Source organism: Streptomyces sp. SM11 (assembly GCF_002910905.1).
Classification (GTDB): domain Bacteria; phylum Actinomycetota; class Actinomycetes; order Streptomycetales; family Streptomycetaceae; genus Streptomyces.
On the sequence record NZ_NEUE01000307.1, the window covers coordinates 44721 to 66420 of the forward strand.

16 protein-coding genes and 2 pseudogenes are annotated in these 21700 nt (G+C 71.5%); 10 read left to right on the forward strand and 8 right to left on the reverse strand.

Annotated features, from left to right (window positions below):
• Positions 1–18: 18 nt before the first annotated feature.
• The 4 genes from tgmA (at position 19) to B9S58_RS36325 (ending at position 2992) form a co-directional block, all read left to right on the forward strand.
• Positions 19–297, forward strand: coding sequence for a putative ATP-grasp-modified RiPP (gene tgmA / locus B9S58_RS36310; RefSeq protein ID WP_258045248.1), 279 nt, complete (start codon positions 19–21; stop codon positions 295–297).
• On the forward strand, positions 297–1262 hold the full coding sequence (tgmB, locus tag B9S58_RS36315) for an ATP-grasp ribosomal peptide maturase (protein WP_103536116.1): 966 nt from the start codon (positions 297–299) through the stop codon (positions 1260–1262). Before tgmA ends, tgmB begins: the two co-directional genes overlap by 1 nt.
• A complete protein-coding gene (gene tgmC / locus B9S58_RS36320; RefSeq protein ID WP_103536117.1) occupies positions 1259–2407 on the forward strand; it encodes an ATP-grasp peptide maturase system methyltransferase in 1149 nt (382 codons plus the stop codon). The genes tgmB and tgmC overlap by 4 nt, the downstream gene beginning before the upstream one ends.
• Positions 2408–2536: 129 nt before the next feature.
• Complete coding sequence (locus B9S58_RS36325; protein ID WP_103536118.1) at positions 2537–2992, forward strand: hypothetical protein; 456 nt, start codon at positions 2537–2539, stop codon at positions 2990–2992.
• Positions 2993–3041: 49 nt separating this feature from the next.
• On the opposite strand, the gene B9S58_RS40395 is transcribed toward B9S58_RS36325, so the two are convergent.
• From B9S58_RS40395 to B9S58_RS36335, 3 genes and pseudogenes are all read right to left on the reverse strand, one after another.
• Positions 3042–3167 carry a VOC family protein gene (locus B9S58_RS40395; RefSeq protein ID WP_374935742.1) on the reverse strand — a complete coding sequence of 42 codons (126 nt, stop codon included), beginning with the start codon at positions 3165–3167 and terminating at the stop codon, positions 3042–3044.
• A gap of 100 nt (positions 3168–3267) precedes the next feature.
• Positions 3268–3495 (reverse strand): annotated as a pseudogene (locus tag B9S58_RS40400) (hypothetical protein); the annotation flags it as partial.
• 155 nt (positions 3496–3650) lie between these two features.
• Entirely contained in the window at positions 3651–4301 is a 651-nt protein-coding gene (locus tag B9S58_RS36335; protein ID WP_103536119.1) for a DsbA family protein, read from the reverse strand.
• A 146-nt stretch (positions 4302–4447) separates the two neighbouring features.
• Here B9S58_RS36335 and pepN (B9S58_RS36340) point away from each other — a divergent pair, with 146 nt between their 5' ends.
• The 4 genes from pepN (B9S58_RS36340) to B9S58_RS36355 all read left to right on the forward strand — a co-directional run bounded on the left by pepN (B9S58_RS36340) (position 4448) and on the right by B9S58_RS36355 (position 13161).
• Positions 4448–7051, forward strand: a complete 2604-nt coding sequence (gene pepN, locus B9S58_RS36340; RefSeq protein ID WP_103536120.1) for an aminopeptidase N — start codon at positions 4448–4450, stop codon at positions 7049–7051.
• A gap of 266 nt (positions 7052–7317) precedes the next feature.
• Entirely contained in the window at positions 7318–8382 is a 1065-nt protein-coding gene (locus B9S58_RS36345) for a hypothetical protein (RefSeq protein WP_103536121.1), read from the forward strand.
• Positions 8383–8685: 303 nt separating this feature from the next.
• Positions 8686–11994: a S8 family serine peptidase gene (locus tag B9S58_RS36350; RefSeq protein ID WP_181009574.1), complete on the forward strand. Its 3309-nt coding sequence runs from the start codon at positions 8686–8688 to the stop codon at positions 11992–11994.
• A gap of 138 nt (positions 11995–12132) precedes the next feature.
• A complete protein-coding gene (locus B9S58_RS36355) occupies positions 12133–13161 on the forward strand; it encodes an aspartate-semialdehyde dehydrogenase (protein WP_103536122.1) in 1029 nt (342 codons plus the stop codon).
• A gap of 81 nt (positions 13162–13242) precedes the next feature.
• Here B9S58_RS36355 and B9S58_RS36360 read toward each other — a convergent pair whose 3' ends face one another.
• Positions 13243–13743, reverse strand: a complete 501-nt coding sequence (locus B9S58_RS36360; RefSeq protein WP_103536123.1) for a DUF1203 domain-containing protein — start codon at positions 13741–13743, stop codon at positions 13243–13245.
• A 124-nt stretch (positions 13744–13867) separates the two neighbouring features.
• Here B9S58_RS36360 and pepN (B9S58_RS36365) point away from each other — a divergent pair, with 124 nt between their 5' ends.
• Complete coding sequence (gene pepN, locus B9S58_RS36365) at positions 13868–16444, forward strand: aminopeptidase N (RefSeq protein ID WP_103536124.1); 2577 nt, start codon at positions 13868–13870, stop codon at positions 16442–16444.
• 290 nt (positions 16445–16734) lie between these two features.
• Positions 16735–17198, forward strand: a pseudogene (locus tag B9S58_RS36370) (hypothetical protein).
• A gap of 129 nt (positions 17199–17327) precedes the next feature.
• Here B9S58_RS36370 and alc read toward each other — a convergent pair.
• From alc to malQ, 4 genes are all read right to left on the reverse strand, one after another.
• Positions 17328–18482 carry an allantoicase gene (gene alc / locus B9S58_RS36375; protein WP_103536125.1) on the reverse strand — a complete coding sequence of 385 codons (1155 nt, stop codon included), beginning with the start codon at positions 18480–18482 and terminating at the stop codon, positions 17328–17330.
• Between the two features lie 65 nt (positions 18483–18547).
• Positions 18548–19456, reverse strand: a complete 909-nt coding sequence (locus tag B9S58_RS36380; protein ID WP_103536126.1) for a LysR family transcriptional regulator — start codon at positions 19454–19456, stop codon at positions 18548–18550.
• A gap of 190 nt (positions 19457–19646) precedes the next feature.
• Positions 19647–19859, reverse strand: a complete 213-nt coding sequence (locus B9S58_RS36385; RefSeq protein ID WP_103536127.1) for a hypothetical protein — start codon at positions 19857–19859, stop codon at positions 19647–19649.
• A 38-nt stretch (positions 19860–19897) separates the two neighbouring features.
• Positions 19898–21700 (reverse strand): 4-alpha-glucanotransferase (gene malQ, locus B9S58_RS36390; protein WP_103536128.1); only part of this gene is annotated, 1803 nt, incomplete at its 5' end.

A 21700-nucleotide genomic window follows, 5' to 3' on the forward strand; every position in this document is an offset into this window, starting at 1 on the left:
GCACGGAGGTACACGAAGATGAGCCCGATGCCGTACACGCCCGCACCGTGGGGCACAGGCCGGATGGGTCCGTACGAGGACACCGTCGCCGTCCCCCGGTTCACCCCCGTACTCGACCCCGGGACGCAGATCGCCCTGGTCGTCGACGAGAACGGCCGCACGGTCGAGATGGGCGGCCACGGCACCAGTACCAGCGGGCTGACGCCGACCCACACCACCCCGGGGGACGGCGCGGCACCGGGTGGAGCGACCGACTCCGACAGCGCCGAGTCCTACGACCAGGACCAGTCCGCTTGATGGACGGCCGACGCGGGTCGGTGCTGGTGCTGACCAACCTCCACGACGTGACCACGGACATCGTGCTGCGCGTCCTCGCAGCGCGGCGCGTGCCCGTGGTGCGCCTGGACCCCGGCACCGACCTGCCCTCAGTGGCCTCGCTGTCCGCCACGTACGGCACGGGTGTTCGGCGAGGCGTCCTGCGCACGGCGAGCCGGGACCTCGATCTCACCCGGGTGCGGTCCGTATGGGTCCGCAGGCCGTCGCCGTACGACGGGCCCTCGGGACTGGACGAGCGCGACCGCCGGTTCGCCGGGGAGCAGTCCTTCTGGGGAACCGGGGGAATCCTCGCGTCCCTCCCGGGAGCGCACTACGTCAACCACCCATGGAACAACCGTGCGGCCGAGTACAAGCCCGCCCAGCTCGCGGCGGCGCAACGGTTCAGATTTCTCGTGCCTGACACGCTGATCACCCATGTCGCACGGGAGGCACGGGAGTTCGCTGCTCATCACTACGGCGGAGTCGTCTACAAGCCTGTATGGAACACGCCCTACCGCGTGGCCGGCCGACCTCACAGTGTGTGGGTGCGCGAAGTATGTGAGCAGGAGATCACCGACGCCGTGGCCGTCTGCCCCCACCACTTCCAGGCCCGAGTGGACAAGGCGTACGACGTGCGGGTGACCGCCGTTGGGCCGTGGTTGTCCGGAGTGCGGATCGACAGCCCGGATCTGGACTGGCGGCGTCGGCAGGGCCTCATACGGTGCGGACCCGTGGACGTACCCGAGGCGGTGGAGAAATCCGTCCACGCATACCTGGCCCACTTCCGTTTGGTGTACGGGGCGTTCGACTTCGCCGTGACCGGTGACGGGAACTGGTACTTCCTCGAATGCAACCCCAACGGGCAGTGGGCGTGGCAGCCGCCCGACGTCACCGGCGGCATCGCCCATGCCCTCGCCGATCAGCTGGAGAAAGGCACCGACCCATGAGCACCTCCGCTCACCTGCGTTCCGTCCTCGCGGACGCGCTCACCGAGGACGGGACGCTCACCGACCCCGCATGGCGCGACGCCGCCGAGACCGTTCGCCGCGAACTGTTCCTGGGCTCCTACTTCGCGCAGGTCACCGACAGCGTTCCTACCGGCTACCTGCCCGTTCGCCAGGGTGAGGACGGGTGGCTGGAAGGGATCTACGCCGACCGGACGCTCGTCACCCAGCTCGACGGCCGCGTCCGGCCCGGCGATGTGACGGACGGCAGTGTCACGGGCGATCCGACGTCGTCGTCGACCCTGCCGTCCCTGGTGCTCCGCATGTGGCAGCAGCTCGAAGTGGAAGCCGGGCACCGGGTGTTGGAGGTCGGCACCGGGAGCGGATACTCAACCGCCCTCGGTGCGCATCGCCTCGGCCACGACCGGCTGACCAGCGTCGAGTACGACCCGGTGGTCGGCCGGGCCGCAGCCGCCGCCCTCAAGGCAGCCGGGTACGCGCCGCGCCTGATCGTCGGGGACGGTCTGCGGGGAGACCCGGACGCGGGCGCGAGCACGTACGACCGTCTGATCGCCACCTGCTCGGTCCGGTATGTCCCCATGGCCTGGCTGCACCAGGTGAAACCGGGCGGGAAGATCCTGGCCACCCACTCCGGCTGGAGCTACGCGTCCGGGCTGGCGCTCCTCACCGTGACCGGGCCGGGGACCGCGACGGGACGACTCCTGCCCGGGTACACCAGCTTCATGATCGCCCGACCGCACGACCGGCCGCCCCGTCCGACCCTGGCCCTGCTGCCCGGTGAGGAGCGGCCGAGCCGGATCGACCCGGCGGTGATCGGGACGTGGACCGGCAGTTGGGTGGCCCAGCTCGCCGCGCCGGCGGCGGAACGGATGGGGGCGGGGCCGGAGCAGATCCTCTGGGACGTCTCCACCGGCTCGCAGGCGCGGACGGCGCCCGGGCCCGATGGCGGGTGGACGGTCGTCCAGCGTGGTCCCGTACGTCTGTGGGACCGGGTCGAGACCGCGATCCGGCTCTGGCAGGCGGCGGGCGAGCCGCATCAGGAGAGCTTCGGCATCACGGTCTCGGCCGCCCGGCAGCGGGTGTGGATCGGCTCCGAGGACGGTACGGGGTGGGACCTGCCGGTGTGACCCCTTCCAGCACCGCACGCTGAGAGCACGAGCCCCGCACTGCCCCCGAAGCCGTGGGCGGGGCTTCGTACTGCCCCGGCATCCCAACGTCCGGGCATCCCAGGGAAGAGAAAGGAAAGACCCGCACCCGTGCGGCAATGCACCGCCGTCACCGGCGTACTGTTCTTCGAAGCGCTCCTCGCGCTCGCCGCCATGGAAGGCGGCCCCGAGCACCCACCTGATGTCCTCGCCCAGGACGACTTCCTCCTCTGCGAGCTGGGCGCGCACGACGAAGCCGCCGAGCACGCCGCCCATCTCTGGACCGACGACGTCCCTGACGACGACCGGGACCTGTGGCTCCTGTGGACCGGCGCCGACGCCCACCGCGTCTACCGGTTCGACACCCTGCCCCTGTGCCCGGCCGTCCTCCGCGACCTGGTCACCCGCGCCGTCACCTCGTGCGCGTACTTCGATCACCACCCCGGGCCGCACTTCTGGGCCGTGACCGACCCGCTCAGCGACCTCATCACCGAGCACATCCACCGCGAAGTCCGGCGGCTCACAGCCGAGGACGACTTCACCGGCACCGACGCCGACCGCCCCTGACCGCTCGCTCAGAAGGCGTCCCGGGTCGCCTGATCAAGCCCCTGCCCGCTCAGTGGCTCCCCTCGTCGGCGAGGCAGAACTCGTTGCCCTCCGGGTCCCGGAGGACCGTCCAGGTCCCGCCCTGCATCGACTGCTCGCCGACGACGGTCGCGCCCAGCTTCGCCAGGCGCTCCACGTCGGCCGGGCGGTCGGGCGGTCGGGCGGTCGGGCGGTCGGGCGGTCGGGCGGTCGGGCGAGGAGAGGTCGATGTGCACCCGGTTCTTGGCGGACTTGGGGTCGGGCACCCGCTGGAAGCCGAGGACCAGTGGGGTCGCCGCGAGGACGACGAACTGGTCGTAGTCCTGTGTCTCCTCGACGCCCAGCGCCACGGCCCACCAGGCGGCAGCGCCTGGGGGTTCGCGCAGTCGATCGTGCTCATCTCCGATGAGACTCGCATGCTTCCCACCGTACGGCGCATCACTGACAACGGCCGGAATCCCGGCGCCTTCAGGTCGTTCGTTCACACCGGTCGCCCGTTCAGGCCGACGTGACTTCCAGCAGCGTCAGTGCAGCGGCCTCGGCCGCCTCGCCCGCGCGTATCCGCATGGGGGTCGTGGCCCCCTGTACGTACGGATACGCGCGGCCACGGAATAGTCGGCGTCAGTCGAAGCAACCGGTGTCAGTCGAAGATCGGCCCCTGCGTCCGGGTCCGCTTGATCTCGTAGAAGCCCGGGATGGAGGCGACGAGCAGCGTGCCGTCCCAGAGCTTCGCCGCCTCCTCGCCCTTGGGTGCGGGGGTGACGACCGGGCCGAAGAAGGCGACCTGCTCGCCGTCCGCGCCGGGGACGGCGATGACCGGGGTGCCGACCTCCTGGCCGACCTTGTCGATGCCCTCCTTGTGGGAGGCGCGCAGCTCGGTGTCGTAACGGTCGGAACCGGCGTAGTCGGCCAGGTCGGCGGGGAGGCCCACGTCCTTCAGCGCGGCGGCCACGGCCTCGCGGGTGGGGCCCTCGCCGTTGTTGTGGAAGCGGGTGCCGAGCGCGGTGTAGAGGGGGCCGACGACCGCGTCGCCGTGCTGCTGTTGGGCGGCGACGACGACCCGGACCGGGCCCCAGGCCTTGTTCTCCAGGAGGTCGCGGTACTCCTCCGGCAGGTCGTCCAGCTTGTCCTCGTTCAGGACGGCCAGGCTCATCACGTGCCAGCGGACCTCGACGTCGCGGACCTTCTCCACTTCCAGCATCCAGCGCGAGGTCATCCACGCCCAGGGGCAGAGCGGATCGAACCAGAAGTCGACCGGGGTCTTGCCGTTGGCCGGGGTGTTCTCGGACATGTCTCTCCTCAGAAGGGCGTGTTCCACCTGCGGGCGAGAACGCCGTCGGACGGCCTCCTCATTCCCTGAATGCCGCCGCGCGGAGACGCATGCAAGGATCAATGGGTTCGAACACGACACAACACGCGCGTCACGAAGGAGTGCCCGTGCCCGGTGAAAACCTGTCCCGCGACGAGGCCCAGAAGAGGGCCGAGCTGCTGACCGTCGACGGATACGAGGTCGCTCTCGACCTGCGGTCCGCCGTCGGCGAGCCCGAGGGGGCCGACGGGAGCGGCGGGGACGGCGGTCCGCGGACGTTCCGGTCGCTCACCACGATCCGGTTCCGCTCGGCGCGTGCGGGCGCCTCGACCTTCGCCGACCTGGTGGCGCCGGGTGTGGACGCGGTGACCCTGAACGGGACGGCCCTCGACCCGGCCGTCGTGTTCGACGGGACGCGGGTGGCGCTGGACGGGCTCGTCGAGGGCGAGAACGTGCTCGTGGTCGACGCCCGCTGCGCGTACAGCCGGACCGGCGAGGGCATGCACCGCTTCGTCGATCCGGAGGACGGCGAGGTCTACCTCTACACGCAGTACGAGCCGGCCGACGCCCGCCGCGTCTTCGCCAACTTCGAACAGCCCGATCTCAAGGCTCCCTACCGCTTCCGGGTGACCGCTCCGGAGGGGTGGCGGGTCTGGTCCAACGGGGCCGAGGAGTCGCACGAGGACGGGGTGTGGACCTTCGCCGAGACCCAGCCGATCTCCACGTACATCACGGCCGTCGTCGCCGGTCCATACCACTACGTGAGCGATCACTACAGCCGTACGTTCGACGACGGCACCACGCTGGAGATCCCGCTCGGCGCGATGTGCCGCAAGGGGCTCGCCAAGCACTTCGACGCGGACGACGTCTTCCTGATCACCAAGCAGGGCCTGGACTTCTTCCACGACCACTTCGACTACCCGTACCCCTTCGGGAAGTACGACCAGGCCTTCGTGCCCGAGTACAACCTCGGCGCCATGGAGAACCCGGGCATGGTCACCTTCCGCGAGGAGTACATCTTCCGCGGCAAGGTCACCTCGGCTGCCTACGAGCGGCGTGCCAACGTCATCCTGCACGAGATGGCGCACATGTGGTTCGGCGACCTGGTCACCATGGAGTGGTGGGACGACCTGTGGCTGAAGGAGTCCTTCGCGGACTTCATGGGCTCCTTCTCGATGGTCGAGGCGACCCGCTTCACCAACGGCTGGATCACCTTCGCCAACAACCGCAAGGCATGGGCCTACCGCGCCGACCAGCTGCCCTCCACGCACCCCATCACGGCGGACATCCGTGACCTGGAGGACGCCAAGCTGAACTTCGACGGGATCACGTACGCCAAGGGCGCTTCCGTACTCAAGCAGCTGGTGGCGTACGTGGGGCGCGACGCGTTCCTCGAAGGTGCCCGCCGCTACTTCAAGCAGCACGCCTACGGCAACACGCGCCTGAGCGACCTGCTGTCGGTGCTCGCCGAGACGTCCGGCCGCGACATGACGGCCTGGTCGCGTTCCTGGCTCCAGACGGCGGGTGTCAACGTGCTCACCCCCGTGCCCACCTACGACGCGGCGGGCGTCCTCACCGAGCTGGCCGTCGTCCAGGAGGCCGCCGCCTCGCACCCGGAGCTGCGCCCGCACCGCGTCGCGGTCGGCCTGTACCGGCGTACGCCGGAGGGCGAGCTGACGCGCTACGCGCGCGCCGAGGTCGACGTGGCCGGGGAGCGGACCGTGGTGGACGCTCTGGCCGGCTCCGAGCGGCCCGATCTGATCCTGGTCAACGACGACGACCTCACCTACTGCAAGGTCCGCTTCGACGAGGTGTCGCTGGCCACGCTGCGCGACCACCTGGGCGAGATCACGGACCCGCTGGCCCGTGCCCTGTGCTGGTCGGCCCTGTGGAACCTGACCCGGGACGCACTGATGCCGGCCCGCGACTTCGTCGCGCTGGTCCTGGCGTTCGCCGGGCGGGAGAGCGACATCGGTGTGCTCCAGATGCTGCACGCATGGACGCAGTCCGCGCTGGTCAACTACGCGGCCCCCGACTGGCGTGAGGAGGGCGGCCGGGCGCTGGCCGAGGGCGCGCTGCGCGAGCTGCGGATCGCCGAGCCGGGCAGCCAGCACCAGCTGACCTGGGCCCGGTTCTTCGCGGCTGTCGCCTCGTCCGAGGGGGACTTCCAGCTGCTGGGCGGACTGCTGGAGGGCACGGCCCGGATCGACGGTCTCGATGTCGACCAGGAGCTGCGCTGGGCCTTCCTCTCCCCGCTGGCCTCGCACGGGGTGGCGAACGAGGCGGCGATCGACGCCGAACTGGCCCGCGACGACACGGCGTCCGGCAAGCGCCACCACGTACGGTGCCTGGCCTCCCGCCCCTCGGAGGCGGTCAAGGCGCAGGCGTGGGCGGCGGTCGTGGAGTCGGACAAGCTGTCCAACGCCCTGGTCGAGGCGACGATCGCCGGCTTCGGGCAGTCCTCCCAGCGGGAGCTGCTCGCCCCGTACACGAGCCGCTACTTCGAGGTGATCGAGCGGATCTGGGCGGAGCGGTCCATCCAGATCGGCATGCACGTGGTGCGGGGGATGTTCCCCGGTCTCCAGGACAGCCCCGGCACCCTCGCGGCCACCGATGCCTGGCTGGGCGAGCACGAGGACGCCGCCCCGGCACTGCGGCGGCTGGTGCTGGAGTCCCGGGACGATCTCGCGCGGGCACTGCGCGGCCAGGAGTGCGACCGGGCCGCGGCATAGGGCGCACCGGCGGTCGGGGGGGGCGGCGTCCCCCGACTGCCGGTGGGTCCGAGCAGGAACGCAGGAGGGGGCGCTCGGGCGAGGCGAGGCGTGCGGCGCGAAAGCAGCGCTCGCACACCTGCCCGAGGCGCCCCTCCCCTCGATTCCCGGCACGTCGGCACTTTTCGGTTGTCGAACGTCCGTACTTTAGGACGGTGTTGTCCGGGATTGTCGACGGGCGTGTAACAGGGGTTAGGGCACCCTCCACGGGCGGGAAACCCCGGGACATGACCCAGAACACCCCGCTCTCCCCCCGTCTCCCCCATCTCCCCCTCCGCCCCGCGGACGTCACACAGCGTGTTCTCTCCGCCGCCCAGTTGAGGGCGTGGGGCGTGTCCGCCGCGCAGACGTCCGCGCGGTGTCTGCCCGGCGGCCCCTGGCAGCATCTGCTGCCGGGGGTCTATCTGCTGCACCCGGGCCCGCCCACCGGCCGGGAGCGGCTGCACGGAGCCCTGTTGTACGCGGGGCGGCCGCCGGTCTCCGCGCGGCGCGCACCGGCGGGCCCTTCGGAGACGGGGTACGGCGAGGCGATGGTCACCGGGATCGCCGCGCTCGCACTGTACGGCTTCGCGACGGCCGGGGACCTGGGGGCGCTGCACCGGATCGACGTACTGGTCCCGCGCACCCGGCGGCTGCGGTCCACCCGGTTCGTGGAGGTGCTGCGGACCGCCTCGATGCCGGGCGCGGTGCGGGTGGGCGAGGTGCCCGTCGCCCCGGTGCGGCGGGCCCTGGCGGACGCGGTGGCGGGCATGACCGATGCGGCGGACGTCCGGCGGCTGCTGACCGAGGCGGTGCTCGCCGGACACTGCGAACCTACCGCCCTGGTAAGCGAGTTGAGCGAGGCGAAGCTGCTGGGACGGCCCGCCGTGGTGGGCGCGGTCGACGCGCTGCTGGCCGAGGGACGGGCGGTGGCGGAGTCACGGCTGTACGCGATGGTGCGCGAGCACGGACTGCCGGACCCGCTGTGGAACGTGGAGCTGCGACTGCCGGGCGGGCCCCGGCTCGGCGGGGTCGACGCCTACTGGCCCGACCACGCCGTGGCGGTGGAGCTGGACACCCGGGCACCCCGGTACGGCGTGCCCGACCGGAGGGGCCGGGCGCAGGAGGACCCCCAGTGGTCCGCGTACGCCGCGAAGCGGGAGCACCTGGAACGGCTCGGGGTCACGGTCGTCCACCTCACCCCGGGGAAGCTGCGCGAGGCGGTGGCCCAGCAGGCGACGGTGGTACGGACGGCGCTGATGGCGGCGGCCGACCGGGAGCCGGCCGCGTACGTGATGGTGCTGCCGCGTTGAGCGGGGGCCGCGCGGGTCGTGCACGCGGGCCGACGGCGAGCGGACCGACGATGCTCGCCGATCCGGACCACTGCACGACAGGTCCGGACCACGCGTACGGCAGGTCCCGACCACCGCACGGCACCAGACGTCACTCGCACACCGTTTGACCTCATTCCTCCCACATGGCACATCGCGCCCCGTGGCGGATCTACGCCAAGCCCCAAACTCGTCTTCGTCAACTCTCCACAAACCCCTGTCTTTTACGACAGGGTAAGCGGTCATCCGGTACCGAATTCCGGACTCTCTCTTTCAATTACAGGGATGCTGATGACCAAGGAATCCCCCAGTTCCATACCCGGGGCGAGACGCGCCGCTCGTATCGCGGCCGCTGCCGGCCTGGCGGCCGCACTGGCCGCCTCCGGCGCCGCACCGGCCTTCGCCACCGACGACCCGGCTCCGGCGCCCGTCAAACCGGCCGCCACGAGCGACCGGGGCGACAAGCTAGGCAAGGCCGACGCCGACCTCCTGGCGAAGGCCGAGGCCAAGGGCGAGAAGAACGTCACCATGATGGTCGCCACCACCCCCGGTGCGACCGAGCAGGTCAGCAAGCAGCTGGACGCCGTCGAGGGCTCCGTGCTCGGCACGACCCACGACAAGCTCGGCTACGTCCGGGCGACGGTCCCGACGAAGAGCGCCGAGGCCACGATCGAGAAGGCCTCCAAGCTCTCCTCCGTCCTCGGCATCGATCTCAAGCAGGAGATCAAGCTGGACGACCCGACGCCCGCGGGCGACCGGGCGGCCAAGGCCAAGCGGCAGAAGGTCACGGGCAGTTACCCGGCCCCGGGCAAGAAGACCCCGGCGAAGAACCCGTACAACCCGTCCCACGAGACGGGCGCGGTGAAGTTCGTCAAGAAGCACCCGAAGGCCGACGGCCGCGGGATCACCATCGGCATCCTGGACTCCGGCGTCGACCTCGGCCACCCGGCCCTGCGGAAGACCACCACCGGCGAGCGCAAGATCGTCGACTGGGTGACCGCGACCGACCCGGTGAGCGACGAGGACGGCACCTGGCTGCGGATGTCCCAGTCGGTCTCCGGCCCGGCGTTCACGTCCGGCGGGAAGACCTACGCGGCACCGGCGGGCGACTACAAGTTCGCCACGTTCGCCGAGTCGGCCACCACCGGCGGCGACATGAAGGGCGACCTCAACCGCGACGGTGACACCACCGACGTCTGGGGCGTGCTGTACGACCCGGTCACCGGCACCACGCGGGTCGACTTGAACGAGAACGCGGACTTCTCCGACGACAAGGTCCTCAAGCCGTACAAGGACAAGTTCCAGGTCTCCTACTTCGGCGAGGACGACCCGCGCACGCAGGTCGTCGAGCGCATCCCGTTCGTCGTCGAGAACCGCAAGGACGTCGTCTACAACTCCGCGGGCGCGAAGGCCGACTACGTCAACATCGGCGTCATCGAGGGCTCGCACGGCACGCACGTCGCGGGCATCACCGCGGCCAACGGCCTGTTCGGCGGCAAGATGAACGGTGCCGCTCCCGGTGCCAAGATCGTCTCCTCGCGGGCCTGCACCTGGTCCGGCGGCTGCACCAACATCGCGCTGACCGAGGGCATGATCGACCTCGTCGTCAACCGCGGCGTCGACATCGTCAACATGTCGATCGGCGGCCTGCCGCCGCTGAACGACGGCAACAACGCCCGCGCGGAGCTGTACAAGCGCCTCGTCGACATCTACGGCGTGCAGCTGGTCATCTCGGCCGGCAACAGCGGCCCCGGGCTCAACACCATCGGCGACCCGTCGCTCGCCGACCACGTGATCTCGGTCGGCGCGTCGGTCTCCAAGGAGACGTGGGCCGCCAACTACGGCTCCAAGGTCACCAAGAAGTACGACATGCTGCCCTTCTCCTCGCGCGGTCCGCGTGAGGACGGCGGCTTCACGCCGATCATCTCGGCGCCGGGTGCTTCCATCAACACCACCCAGACCTGGGCGCCGGGCGGTCCGGTCAAGGAGGCGGGTTACGACCTGCCGGCCGGCTACTCCATGCTCCAGGGCACCTCGATGGCCTCCCCGCAGGCGGCGGGCGCCGCCGCGCTGCTGCTGTCGGCCGCGAAGCAGAAGGACATCGAGCTTCCCCCGGCCGATCTGCGCATGGCGCTGACCAGCACCGCGACCCACATCAAGGACGTGCCCGCGCACGTTCAGGGCTCCGGTCTGATCAACATCGTCAAGGCGTGGAAGCAGATCGCCAAGCAGGGCAAGCCCGCGCACGAGTTCTCGGTGAAGGCCCCGGTCGACACCGCGATCGACTTCGCGCTCAAGGACCCGGGCTTCGGCACCGGCCTCTACGACCGCGAGGGCGGCCTGAAGGTCGGTGAGACCAAGGTCTACGACGTCGTCGTCACCCGCACCACGGGCCCGGACCGCAACGTCCGGCACAAGCTGTCGTGGAAGAACAACGACGGCACCTTCGAGCTCAGCAGCCCCCGGTACGTCTCGCTGCCGCTCGACACGCCGGTCAAGCTCAAGGTCAGGGCGAAGGCGAAGACCGCCGGGGTGCACAGCGCCATCCTGCGGGTCGACGACAAGAAGACCTCCGGCGTCGACCACCAGATCATGACCACGGTCGTGGTCGCCCACGATCTGAAGCAGCCCGGATACGCCTTCAAGGCGTCCGGCTCGGTCCAGCGCAACGGCACCACGTCGTACTTCGTCAACGTGCCGGAGGGCGCGAAGACCCTTGAGGTCGCCCTCGGCGCTCTGCGCTCGGGCAGCCAGACGCGGTTCATCGCCCTGCACCCGTACGGGACGCCGGTCGACTCGACCTCCACGATCAACTGCTACCCGAACTACGAGAACCCGGCCAACACCTGCCGCCCCGACTCGCGGTCCTACAAGGACCCGCAGCCCGGCGTGTGGGAGATCGAGGTCGAGTCGCGTCGTACGTCGCCGCTGCTGAACAACCCGTACAAGCTGGATGTCTCGCTGCTCGGCGTGACCTTCGACCCGGCGGTGCGGACCATCGCCGAGGCGAAGATCGGCACTCCGGCCGCGGTGGACTGGACGGTCACCAACGGCGCCGCGGCCCTCCAGGGCAAGCTCCAGGGCGGCTCGCTGGGCTCGGCCAAGGTGGCCAAGTCGTCGATCGCCACGGGCGAGACCCGTCAGACCACGGTCACCATCGGTGAGGGCGTCGAGAAGCTCGACGTCGCCATCGGGGGCACCTCGGACGCCAACGCGGACATCGACCTGTACGTCTTCCGGGGCGCCACCCAGGTCGGCAGCGGGACCACGGCCGGCTCCGAGGAGCGGGTCAGCCTCGTGAAGCCCGCCGCGGGCACGTACACGGTCGTCGTCGACGGCTACTCGGTCCCGGCCGGGACCACCACGTACGACTACCGCGACGTGTTCTACTCGGCCTCGCTCGGCACGATCAAGGTCGACTCCACCAAGGCCGTGAACCTGGCCAACGGTGCGTCGGCCCAGGTCGGCGCCGATGTCGTGGTCGCCGGAGCGGCTCCCGAGGGCCGTCAGTTCTTCGGCGAGGTCCAGCTGGTCAACGCGCGCGGAACCGCCGCGGGCACCGGCAGCGTCGTGATCGAGAAGGTCACGCCGTAACGGATCGCCACTGATCGTCCCTGATATGACGGCGGGGCGGGACATACGCATCATGGAGCGGCAAACGGACCGCACAGTCGCACAACGTGCAGACGCATGGACGTGCAGACGTACAGACGTCAGAACAGAGGAGTCCTCGTGAAGGTCGGAATCGTCGGCGCCACCGGTCAGGTCGGCACAGTCATGCTCAGGATCCTGGCCGACCGGAACTTCCCGGTCGACGAGCTGCGGCTGTTCGCCTCCGCCCGGTCCGCGGGCTCCACGATCGACTTCAAGGGCTCCGGGGTCACCGTCGAGGACGCCTCCACGGCCGACTACACGGGCCTGGACATCGTGCTGTTCTCCGCCGGCGGCGCGACCTCGAAGGCGCTGGCCGAGAAGGTCGCCGGCCAGGGCGCCGTGGTGATCGACAACTCCTCCGCCTGGCGCAAGGACCCCGAGGTCCCGCTCGTCGTCTCCGAGGTCAACCCGCACGCCGCCCGGGTCCGCCCCAAGGGCATCATCGCCAACCCGAACTGCACGACGATGGCCGCGATGCCCGTGCTGCGCCCGCTGCACGACGAGGCCGGTCTCGAAGCGCTGACCGTCGCCACCTACCAGGCCGTGTCCGGCTCCGGGGTCGCCGGCGTCGCCGAGCTGCACGGCCAGGCGGCCAAGGTCGTCGCCGAGGCCGAGAAGCTGGCCCACGACGGCGAGGCCGTGGACTTCCCCGAGCCGGCCGTCTACAAGCGTCCGATCGCCTTCAACGTGCTGCCGCTGGCGGGCTCGATCGTGGACGACGGCTCGTTCGAGACGGACGAGGAGCAGAAGCTCCGCAACGAGTCCCGCAAGATCCTGGAGATCCCGGATCTGAAGGTGTCCGGCACCTGCGTCCGGGTCCCGGTCTTCTCCGGTCACTCGCTCCAGATCAACGCCCGTTTCGCCCGCCCGGTCGGCGTCGAGCGCGCCTACGAGCTGCTGAAGGACGCCGAGGGCGTCGAGCTCTCGGAGATCCCGACCCCGCTCCAGGCGGCCGGCAAGGACGCCTCCTTCGTGGGCCGCATCCGGGTCGACGAGACGGTGGACAACGGTCTCGCGCTGTTCGTCTCCAACGACAACCTCCGCAAGGGCGCGGCGCTGAACGCCGTGCAGATCGCGGAGCTGGTGGCGGCCGAGCTGAAGGGCTGACCCGCGGCGTCACGCGTACGGGAAGGGGGCGGCCACCGATCGCCGGTGGCCGCCCCTTCGCGTACCCGTACCCGTACCGTCTCAGTTTCGCCGCACTTCGAAGTGGAAGCACCCGTACTCCACGGCCCGCACGTGCACCAACGCCACCTCCGGGTCCGCGAACGCCTCGTCGATGGCCGCGTCGAAGCCCTTCTCCGGCTCGGCCGGGAGCTCCAGCAGCCGGCCGCCCGCGATGTGCCCTTGGGCGTCGTAGCGGCGCACGGCGCGCAGTGCGCCGGGGCGTGCGAAGGGGTATCCGGCCCGCTCGGGGTCCGGGCCCGCGCACTCCTCGGCGTGGATGAAGACGGGGCCCTGCTCGTCGTACGCCCCCGGGGCCGCCTCGGTCCCGGCGGCCCAGCGGCGCAGCGGGGCGTAGGATACCAGGGCGATGCGCTCCCCCGGCTCGCTGCCGCGCAGGCAGCAGCGGAGGGGGGCGCCGGCCCCCGTCTCCGTGTGTGAGGTGCAGGGGCGGCCCGCGTCGTCGGTGGCGCGGAGTTCGGCGAGGGCGGCGGGACTGATGGGGCGGGGCTCGTATCCGGTCATGGTTCGACCCTGTACCCCGGAGCCGTCCGCGTCCGGCGGAAAACGGACATCGCGCTGAGAGCGTGGCCCATGGAAGGATGACGGAAACGCCGCATATCAAGTCGCACACCTAGGAGATGACCGCGTGCCTGGCACGAATCTGACCCGCGAAGAGGCACAGGAGCGGGCGCGCCTGCTGACCGTGGACGCGTACGAGATCGATCTCGACCTCTCCGGAGCGCAGGAGGGCGGCACCTACCGGTCCGTGACCACCGTGCGCTTCGACTGCGCGGAGGCGGGTGCGGAGTCGTTCATCGACCTGGTCGCCCCGGCCGTCCACGACGTGGTGCTGAACGGCAAGGACCTGGACGTGGCCGCCGTGTTCCGCGACGCGCGGATCGCCCTGCCGCATCTGCGCGAGGGCGTCAACGAGCTGAAGGTCGTCGCCGACTGCGCGTACACCAACACCGGTGAGGGCCTGCACCGGTTCGTCGACCCGGTCGACGAGCAGGCCTATCTGTACACGCAGTTCGAGGTTCCGGACGCGCGCCGCGTCTTCGCCTCGTTCGAGCAGCCCGATCTGAAGGCGACCTTCGCGTTCACCGTGAAGGCTCCGTCCGGCTGGACGGTCATCTCGAACTCGCCGACGCCGGAGCCGAAGGACGACGTCTGGACCTTCGAGCCGACGCCCCGCATCTCCACGTACATCACGGCCCTCATCGTGGGCCCGTACCACGCGGTGCACAGCAGCTACGAGAAGGACGGCCAGTCCGTCCCGCTCGGCATCTACTGCCGCCCCTCGCTGGCGGAGTACCTGGACGCGGACGAGATCTTCGCCGTCACCCGGCAGGGCTTCGAGTGGTTCCAGGAGAAGTTCGACTACGCGTACCCGTTCGCCAAGTACGACCAGCTCTTCGTCCCGGAGTTCAACGCGGGCGCGATGGAGAACGCGGGCGCGGTCACCATCCGCGACCAGTACGTCTTCCGCTCCAAGGTGACGGACGCGGCGTACGAGGTGCGGGCCGAGACCATCCTGCACGAGCTGGCCCACATGTGGTTCGGCGACCTCGTCACGATGGAGTGGTGGAACGACCTCTGGCTGAACGAGTCGTTCGCCACCTACACCTCGATCGCCTGCCAGGCGGACGCCGCGGGCTCGAAGTGGCCGCACTCCTGGACGACGTTCGCCAACTCCATGAAGACCTGGGCGTACCGGCAGGACCAGCTGCCCTCCACGCACCCGATCATGGCGGACATCCAGGACCTGGACGACGTCCTCGTCAACTTCGACGGGATCACGTACGCCAAGGGCGCGTCCGTGCTCAAGCAGCTCGTGGCGTACGTCGGCAAGGACGCGTTCTTCCAGGGCGTGCAGGCGTACTTCAAGGCGCACGCCTTCGGCAACACCCGCCTCTCGGACCTGCTGGGCGCCCTGGAGAAGACCTCGGGGCGCGACCTGAAGACCTGGTCGAAGGCGTGGCTGGAGACGGCGGGCATCAACATCCTGCGCCCGGAGATCGAGACCGACGCCGACGGTCACGTCACCTCGTTCACCGTGCTCCAGGAGGCGCCCGCGCTGCCCGCCGGCGCGAAGGGCGAGCCGACGCTGCGCCCGCACCGGATCGCCATCGGCTGCTACGACCTCGACGCGGACGGCAAGCTCGTGCGCACCGACCGGATCGAACTGGACGTCGACGGCGAGCGCACCACCGTGCCGTTCCCGGAGGGCAAGGCCCGCCCGGACGTCATCCTGCTCAACGACGACGACCTCTCCTACGCCAAGGTCCGCCTCGACGAGGAGTCGCTGCGGTTCGTCACCGAGCACCTGGGCGACTTCGCCGAGTCGCTGCCGCGCGCCCTGAGCTGGGCCTCGGCCTGGGACATGACGCGCGACGGCGAGCTGGCGACCCGCGACTACCTCTCCCTGGTGCTCTCCGGCATCGGCAAGGAGTCGGACATCGGCGTCGTGCAGTCGCTGCACCGGCAGGTGAAGCTGGCACTGGACCTGTACGCCTCGCCGGAGACCCGTGAGGGCGCGCTCAACCAGTGGACCGATGCGACGCTGGCGCACCTGCACGCCTCGGAGCCGGGCAGCGACCACCAGCTGGCCTGGGCCCGCGCCTTCGCGGTCACGGCCCGCAACCCGCAGCAGCTGGACCTGCTCCAGTCGCTGCTGGACGGCACCGAGTCGATCGCGGGCCTGGCCGTCGACACCGAGCTGCGGTGGGCGTTCGTGCAGCGGCTGGCGGCGTCCGGTCTGCTGGACGAGGAGGAGATCGCCGCCGAGTACGAGCGGGACAGGACGGCGGCGGGCGAGCGCCACGCGGCCTCCGCGCGGGCGGCCCAGCCGTCCGAGGAGGCCAAGGCTCAGGCGTGGGCCTCGGTCGTGGACTCCGGCGAGCTGCCCAACTCGCTTCAGGAAGCGGTCATCAGCGGCTTCGTCCAGTCGGACCAGCGCGAGCTGCTGGCCCCGTACACGGAGAAGTACTTCGCCTCGGTGAAGGACGTCTCGGACTCGCGCAGCCACGAGATGGCCCAGCAGATCATCGTGGGCCTCTACCCGGCTTTCCAGGTCTCCCAGGAGACGCTGGACGCCACGGACGCCTGGCTGGCCTCGGCCGAGCCGAGCGCGGCCCTGCGCCGGCTGATGTCGGAGTCGCGGTCCGGTGTGGAGCGCGCCCTGAAGGCCCAGGCGGCGGACGCGGCGGCGGCCACGGCCTGACCCTTTCGCGTACGCCCCGGGGGGCGTCCTCTTCGCCGCGGCGGAGGGGGCGCCCCCTTCGGTTTCCGAGCACCCGCCACTCGGCCACGGCGTCAGGACGAGTACCGGCGGGCCTCGCCGCCGCCGACCGGATCGTGGTCCTCGACGGGGGCCGGATCCGTCCCGTCACCCCGCCCTGAAGGCCCTGGTCGCGCGTTCGGTGGCCGTCCGCGCGCGATGGGGGCTCCCGTGGCCTACGGTCCGAAGGGTCGTCGCAGGAAGCTTCGGCCGCAGGCCACGGGAGGGTTCGGATGCCCGGCTCCGCCGCCGTGCCGGTCGCGCTGGCGCTGTGCGCGGGTCTGCTGACGGGCCCCGCCGCCCCGGTCCGGCGGGCTGCTACGCCCTCTACACGTACGGGTAAAGCCTCGGGCTGCACCCGTTCACCGGCGCGGACGACGTCCGGGAGCAGCTGACCGACCACTTCTGGCTGTTCCCGGTCAGCGGCGGCTGTGCGGGGCGGATCCGGGCGGGGGCGCGCTGCGAGCTGCTGGGCGGCAATCCGGTCGAGGTGGAGTACATCGGGAACGACTTCTTCCAGATCAACACGCTGCCGGGGCACCAGCTGGGCCGGAGCATGCACATCCGGTTCGCGTTCTCGCGGACCCTCGGCTTCCACTCCCTGACGGTCCGGGCCTGGCAGGACCGGGCCACCGACTGCACGGGCGGGGCCTTCTGCAACACGGTGAACCGGGTGTTCGCCCGGTGGACCTGGTAGGTGCTGGCGAAGACGCTGCGCTTCTCCGTGTACGCCGCCTGAGCCGCCCGGCTTGGAAACCGCCCGGCGGGCGGGCGCAGGAGCGCAACCGTCCGCCGGGCGGGAACTGGGGGGCCGAGGGTTACGGGGTTACGCGCCCGACTCCTCGTAGCGGCGGGTCAGCTCGGCGGTGCCGGACTCCGTGAGGGTGCCGTGCAACCGCATCCGGGCCACGCCGCCGTCGGGGAAGGCGTCGAGGCGGACGTGGGTGACGACGGCCTGGGCGCGCAGTACGAAGCGGTGCAGGGTGTCGGGCTGGAGGCGGGTGCGCGGGATGATCTCGAACCACTCGCCGGTGTCTCCGTTGCGGCCCTGGAGGGCGATCCAGCCGGCGGAGTTGCCCTTGAGGTAGGCGGTGTCGATCTCGATCGCGCGGACCGCGCCCTGGGCGGGGAGCCGGAAGCGGACCCAGTCATGGGTGTCGCGGACCCGGCGGCGGCGGTTCTCCCAGCCGTCGTCCATCTTGCGGGAGGTGCCCGGCAGGATGATCTGGGTGGGCGAGGAGTAGAAGCGGTCGGAGGCGTCCTCGTACGTACCGCCGTTGAGGACCGAGATCAGGTCGACGGTGCCGAGCGCGGCGAGCCAGGCCGGGTCCGGGACGACCTCGCCGTGCACGCGGAGGCGGGCGATGCCGCCGTCGGGGTGCTGGCAGAGGCGCAGGTGGGTGTAGCGGCGGCCGCCGGTGATCTCGAAGGCGTTGGCGGCGTGGCCGCGCACGGGGGTGGGCGGGAGGATCTCCTCCCACTTCACGTCGTCGGCGAGCAGCCGCTCGGGGCTCGGGGCGCCCTCGACGGAGGTGGCCTGCACCGATACGCGCTGCGGGTAGTTGCCGCGGAAGTGGGCGGTGTCCACGATCAGGCCGCGGAGGATGCCGGCGGCGCCGAGGCGGACGATGGCCCAGTCGTGGTCCCCGGGGGCCGGGAAGGGGTGGCCGGCGTCCGCGCCGCGGCGGCGGCGGGTCTCCCAGCCGTCCATGATCTTGCCCTTGTGCCCGAAGTGCTCGGGGTCGAAGACCGCGCGCTCACGGATCAGGAGGTTCTCGCGCTCGGCGAAGAACTCGTCGTTGGCGGCGATCACGCCCGCGCCGAGGCGGCGGTCGGCGAGGTCGACCAGCTCGGCGAAGGGGAGGTCCCCGGCTTCGCGGTAGTCGGCGTACGGGTCACCGCCGCCGTAGGGCGCGGCGTCATTGGCGTGGGGGTCGGTGTCGGTGTCCTGGAATGTGGTCTCGCTCGCGTCGAAGGTCATGCGTCTTACCTTCGCGCCACCAGACCCATCAGGTCCATCGAAAGTTTTCGCAGATATCGTTCAGCTCAACTGAACGAACGGGCCACGTCGGTGAGTGCGGTGAGGACCCGGGCCACGGCCGGGCCGCCCGCCGCCCCGTGCCGGACCGCCGCCACCACATGGCGGCACGGCCGGTCCGTCTCCAGCACCCGCATCACGACGCCCTCACGGCGCTCCCGGGCGGCCATCCGGGGGACCAGCGCGACGCCCATGCCCGCCTCGACCAGGGCGAGGATCGCGGTCCACCCGGCGGCGCTGTGGGCCTGCTCGGGGACGAAGCCCGCCGCCTCGCAGGCGGCGGTGGTGATCTCGGACCAGGGCCCCGAGCCGCCGAAGATCCAGCGGTCGGCGGCCAGGTCCGCGAGGCGCAGGGCGGGTGCGCCGGCCAGCGGGTGGTCGGCGGGGAGCGCCACGTCCAGGGGGTCGGCGAGCAGCGGGAAGAGGCTGAAGCGGGGGTCGCGGGCGGTGGGGGCGTGGGCGGCCAGCGACAGGGCCAGGTCCACCTCGCCCGCGGTGAGCAGCTCGTACGCCTGGGCGGCCTCGGCCTCCCGTACGCGTACGTCGGGCCCCGGGCGGCCCTCCGCGCGCAGCAGCCGGACGGCGGGGACGACGAGGGCGGGCACGGCGGTGGAGAACGCACCGACCCTGACCTCGCCAGCCTCGCCGCGCAGATAGCCGGTCAGTTCGGCCTCGGCCCGCTCCAGCTGGGCGAAGACCGCCTCGGCGTGGCGCAGGACGAGGTGGGCGGCGTCGGTGAGGCGGACCCGGCGGCCCTGGGCCTCCAGGAGATCCACCCCGAGCTGCTTTGCCAGGTTGGTGAGCTGCTGGGAGACCGCGGAGGGGGTCATCAGGAGCGCTTCGGCGGTCGCCGTCACCGTGCCCCGGTCGCGCAGGGTACGCAGGATGCGGAGCTTCTTGACGTCCCACTCGGTCATGGGCGCAACTTACCGGCCCGGCCCGGGTCGCGTTCCTGACCGGTGCCGTGCACCCGACCGGCGCCGGACGCGCGTCCTGGGCCGTGCGCGACTCCCGGGTCGGATGTGTCTCCCGGGCCGGACGTGCGGATGCGCCGCGCGGCAGTCGCTACCGGCGGCGCACCCTTCGTGCGGGTCGTACGTGTGCGGGTCAGACCTGCTTCTTGGACTTGTCCAGGACCATGACCAGGCCCGTGATCACCACGAACAGGGCGATGGGCGCGACGGCGTAGAGACCGATGGTCTCGATCGCGCTCATGCGCGGAGCCGGGTCGTCACCGTCGTCGGGCGTGAGCGCGAGCGCCGGGGCCGACATGAGCAGCATCATCAGCGTCGTCCCGGCCGCAACGACGCCGGCGCGCATAGCGTTCTTCTTGTCCACGGTGCCAACGTAGCGAACGCCTAGGGACGGCGCTCGCCCGGGGGTGCCGTATGAGGCTTTCGGGTCCGCAGGACGTCCATCAGCGTGTGCAGCCGGGGCGAGGCGGCGATCTCCTCCAGGGTGACCGGACGGCCCTCGGCGTCGGCGACCGGAAGGCGCCAGTTGGGGTACTGGTCCCAGGTGCCGGGGACGTTCTGCGGGCGGCGGTCGCCGACGGTGTCGGGGAGCCAGACACCGGTCATCCGGGCGGGGGTGCGCAGCAGGAAGCGGTGCACGGCCCGGACGGCGGCCTCCTCGTCGCCGTCGCCCTCGGGGAGCATCCGCAGCCGGGCGAGGAGGCCCAGCCACTCGGCGGTGTCGGTGGCGTCCTCGGTCAGCTCCTCCTCCAGGGGGCGGGCGAGCAGGCCGAGGCGGTGGCGCAGCGTCACATGATCGCCGGCGAGCCGGGCGGCGGTGGAGGGCAGATCGTGGGTGGTGGCGGTGGCCAGGCAGTCCCGCCGCCACTTCTCCGGCGCCAGCGGCCGGCCGTCGCCGTCCCAGTCGCGCTCGAACCAGAGCACCGAGGTACCGAGCACACCGCGCCGGGCGAGCGCCTCGCGGACCCCGGGCTCGACGGTGCCGAGGTCCTCGCCGACGACGACGGTCCGGGCCCGGTGGGCCTCCAGGACGAGGACGGCGAGCATCGCCTCGGCGTCCTGGGCGACGTACGTGCCGTCGGTGGGCGGGCGGCCCTCGGGCACCCACCAGAGCCGGAACAGGCCCATGACGTGGTCGATGCGCAGGGCCCCCGCGTGGGCCAGCAGCCCGCGCAGCAGGCCCCGGTAGGCGGCGTATCCGGTGGCGGCGAGAGTGTCGGGCCGCCAGGGCGGCAGGCCCCAGTCCTGGCCGCGCGCGTTGAAGGCGTCGGGGGGCGCGCCGACGGACATGCCGTGGGCGAAGGCCTCCTGCTGGGCCCAGGTGTCGGCGCCGGCCGGGTGCACACCGACGGCGAGGTCGTGGACGATGCCGACGCCCATCCCGGCGTCCTCTGCGGCCCGCTGGGCGACGGCGAGCTGGGTGGCGGTCAGCCAGGCGAGACGGCAGTGGAAGTCGACCCGGTCCAGCAGCTCGGTCCGGGCGCGGGCGGTTCCCGGGGAGCGGGGGTCGCGCAGGGCCTCGGGCCAGGTGTGCCAGTCGGGGCCGTGCACCTCGGCGAGCGCGCACCACAAGGCGTGGTCCTCCAGCGCCTGCCCCTGCTCGGCCAGGAAGTCGCAGTAGGCGGCGCGGCGGCCGGGGGTGAGGGACACCTCGACGACCAGCTCCAGGGCCTGGCGCTTCAGCTCCCAGACGGCGTCCCGGTCGATCAGCGCGCCCTTGTTCAGCACGGCCTCGCTGAGAGCGGCGGCGTCCTGCCGGAGGTCGTCCAGGGTGGCCCGGTCGCGGACGTGGCCGTATTCGGGGACCGACTCGACGTGCAGGTGCACCGGGTCGGGGAAGCGGCGCGAGGAGGGGCGGTACGGCGACGGGTCGGTGGGGCTGCCCGGAACAGCCGCGTGCAGCGGGTTGACCTGGACGAACCCGGCGCCGAGGGTGCGCCCGGACCAGGCGGCGAGGTCCGCCAGGTCACCGAGGTCGCCCATGCCCCAGGAGCGGGCGGAGAGCAGGGAGTAGAGCTGGACCAGGAAGCCGTGGGAACGCTCGGGCGGCTGCGGGACGCGGGCCGGGGCGGCGACGAGGGTGGCCGTGGCCCGGCGGCGGTCCGGCGTACGGACGTGGACGCGGTGGACGCCGTGGGGCGGCGGGATCCACCAGGCGGGGACGGCCGCCGGAGCGTCCGGGTCCGG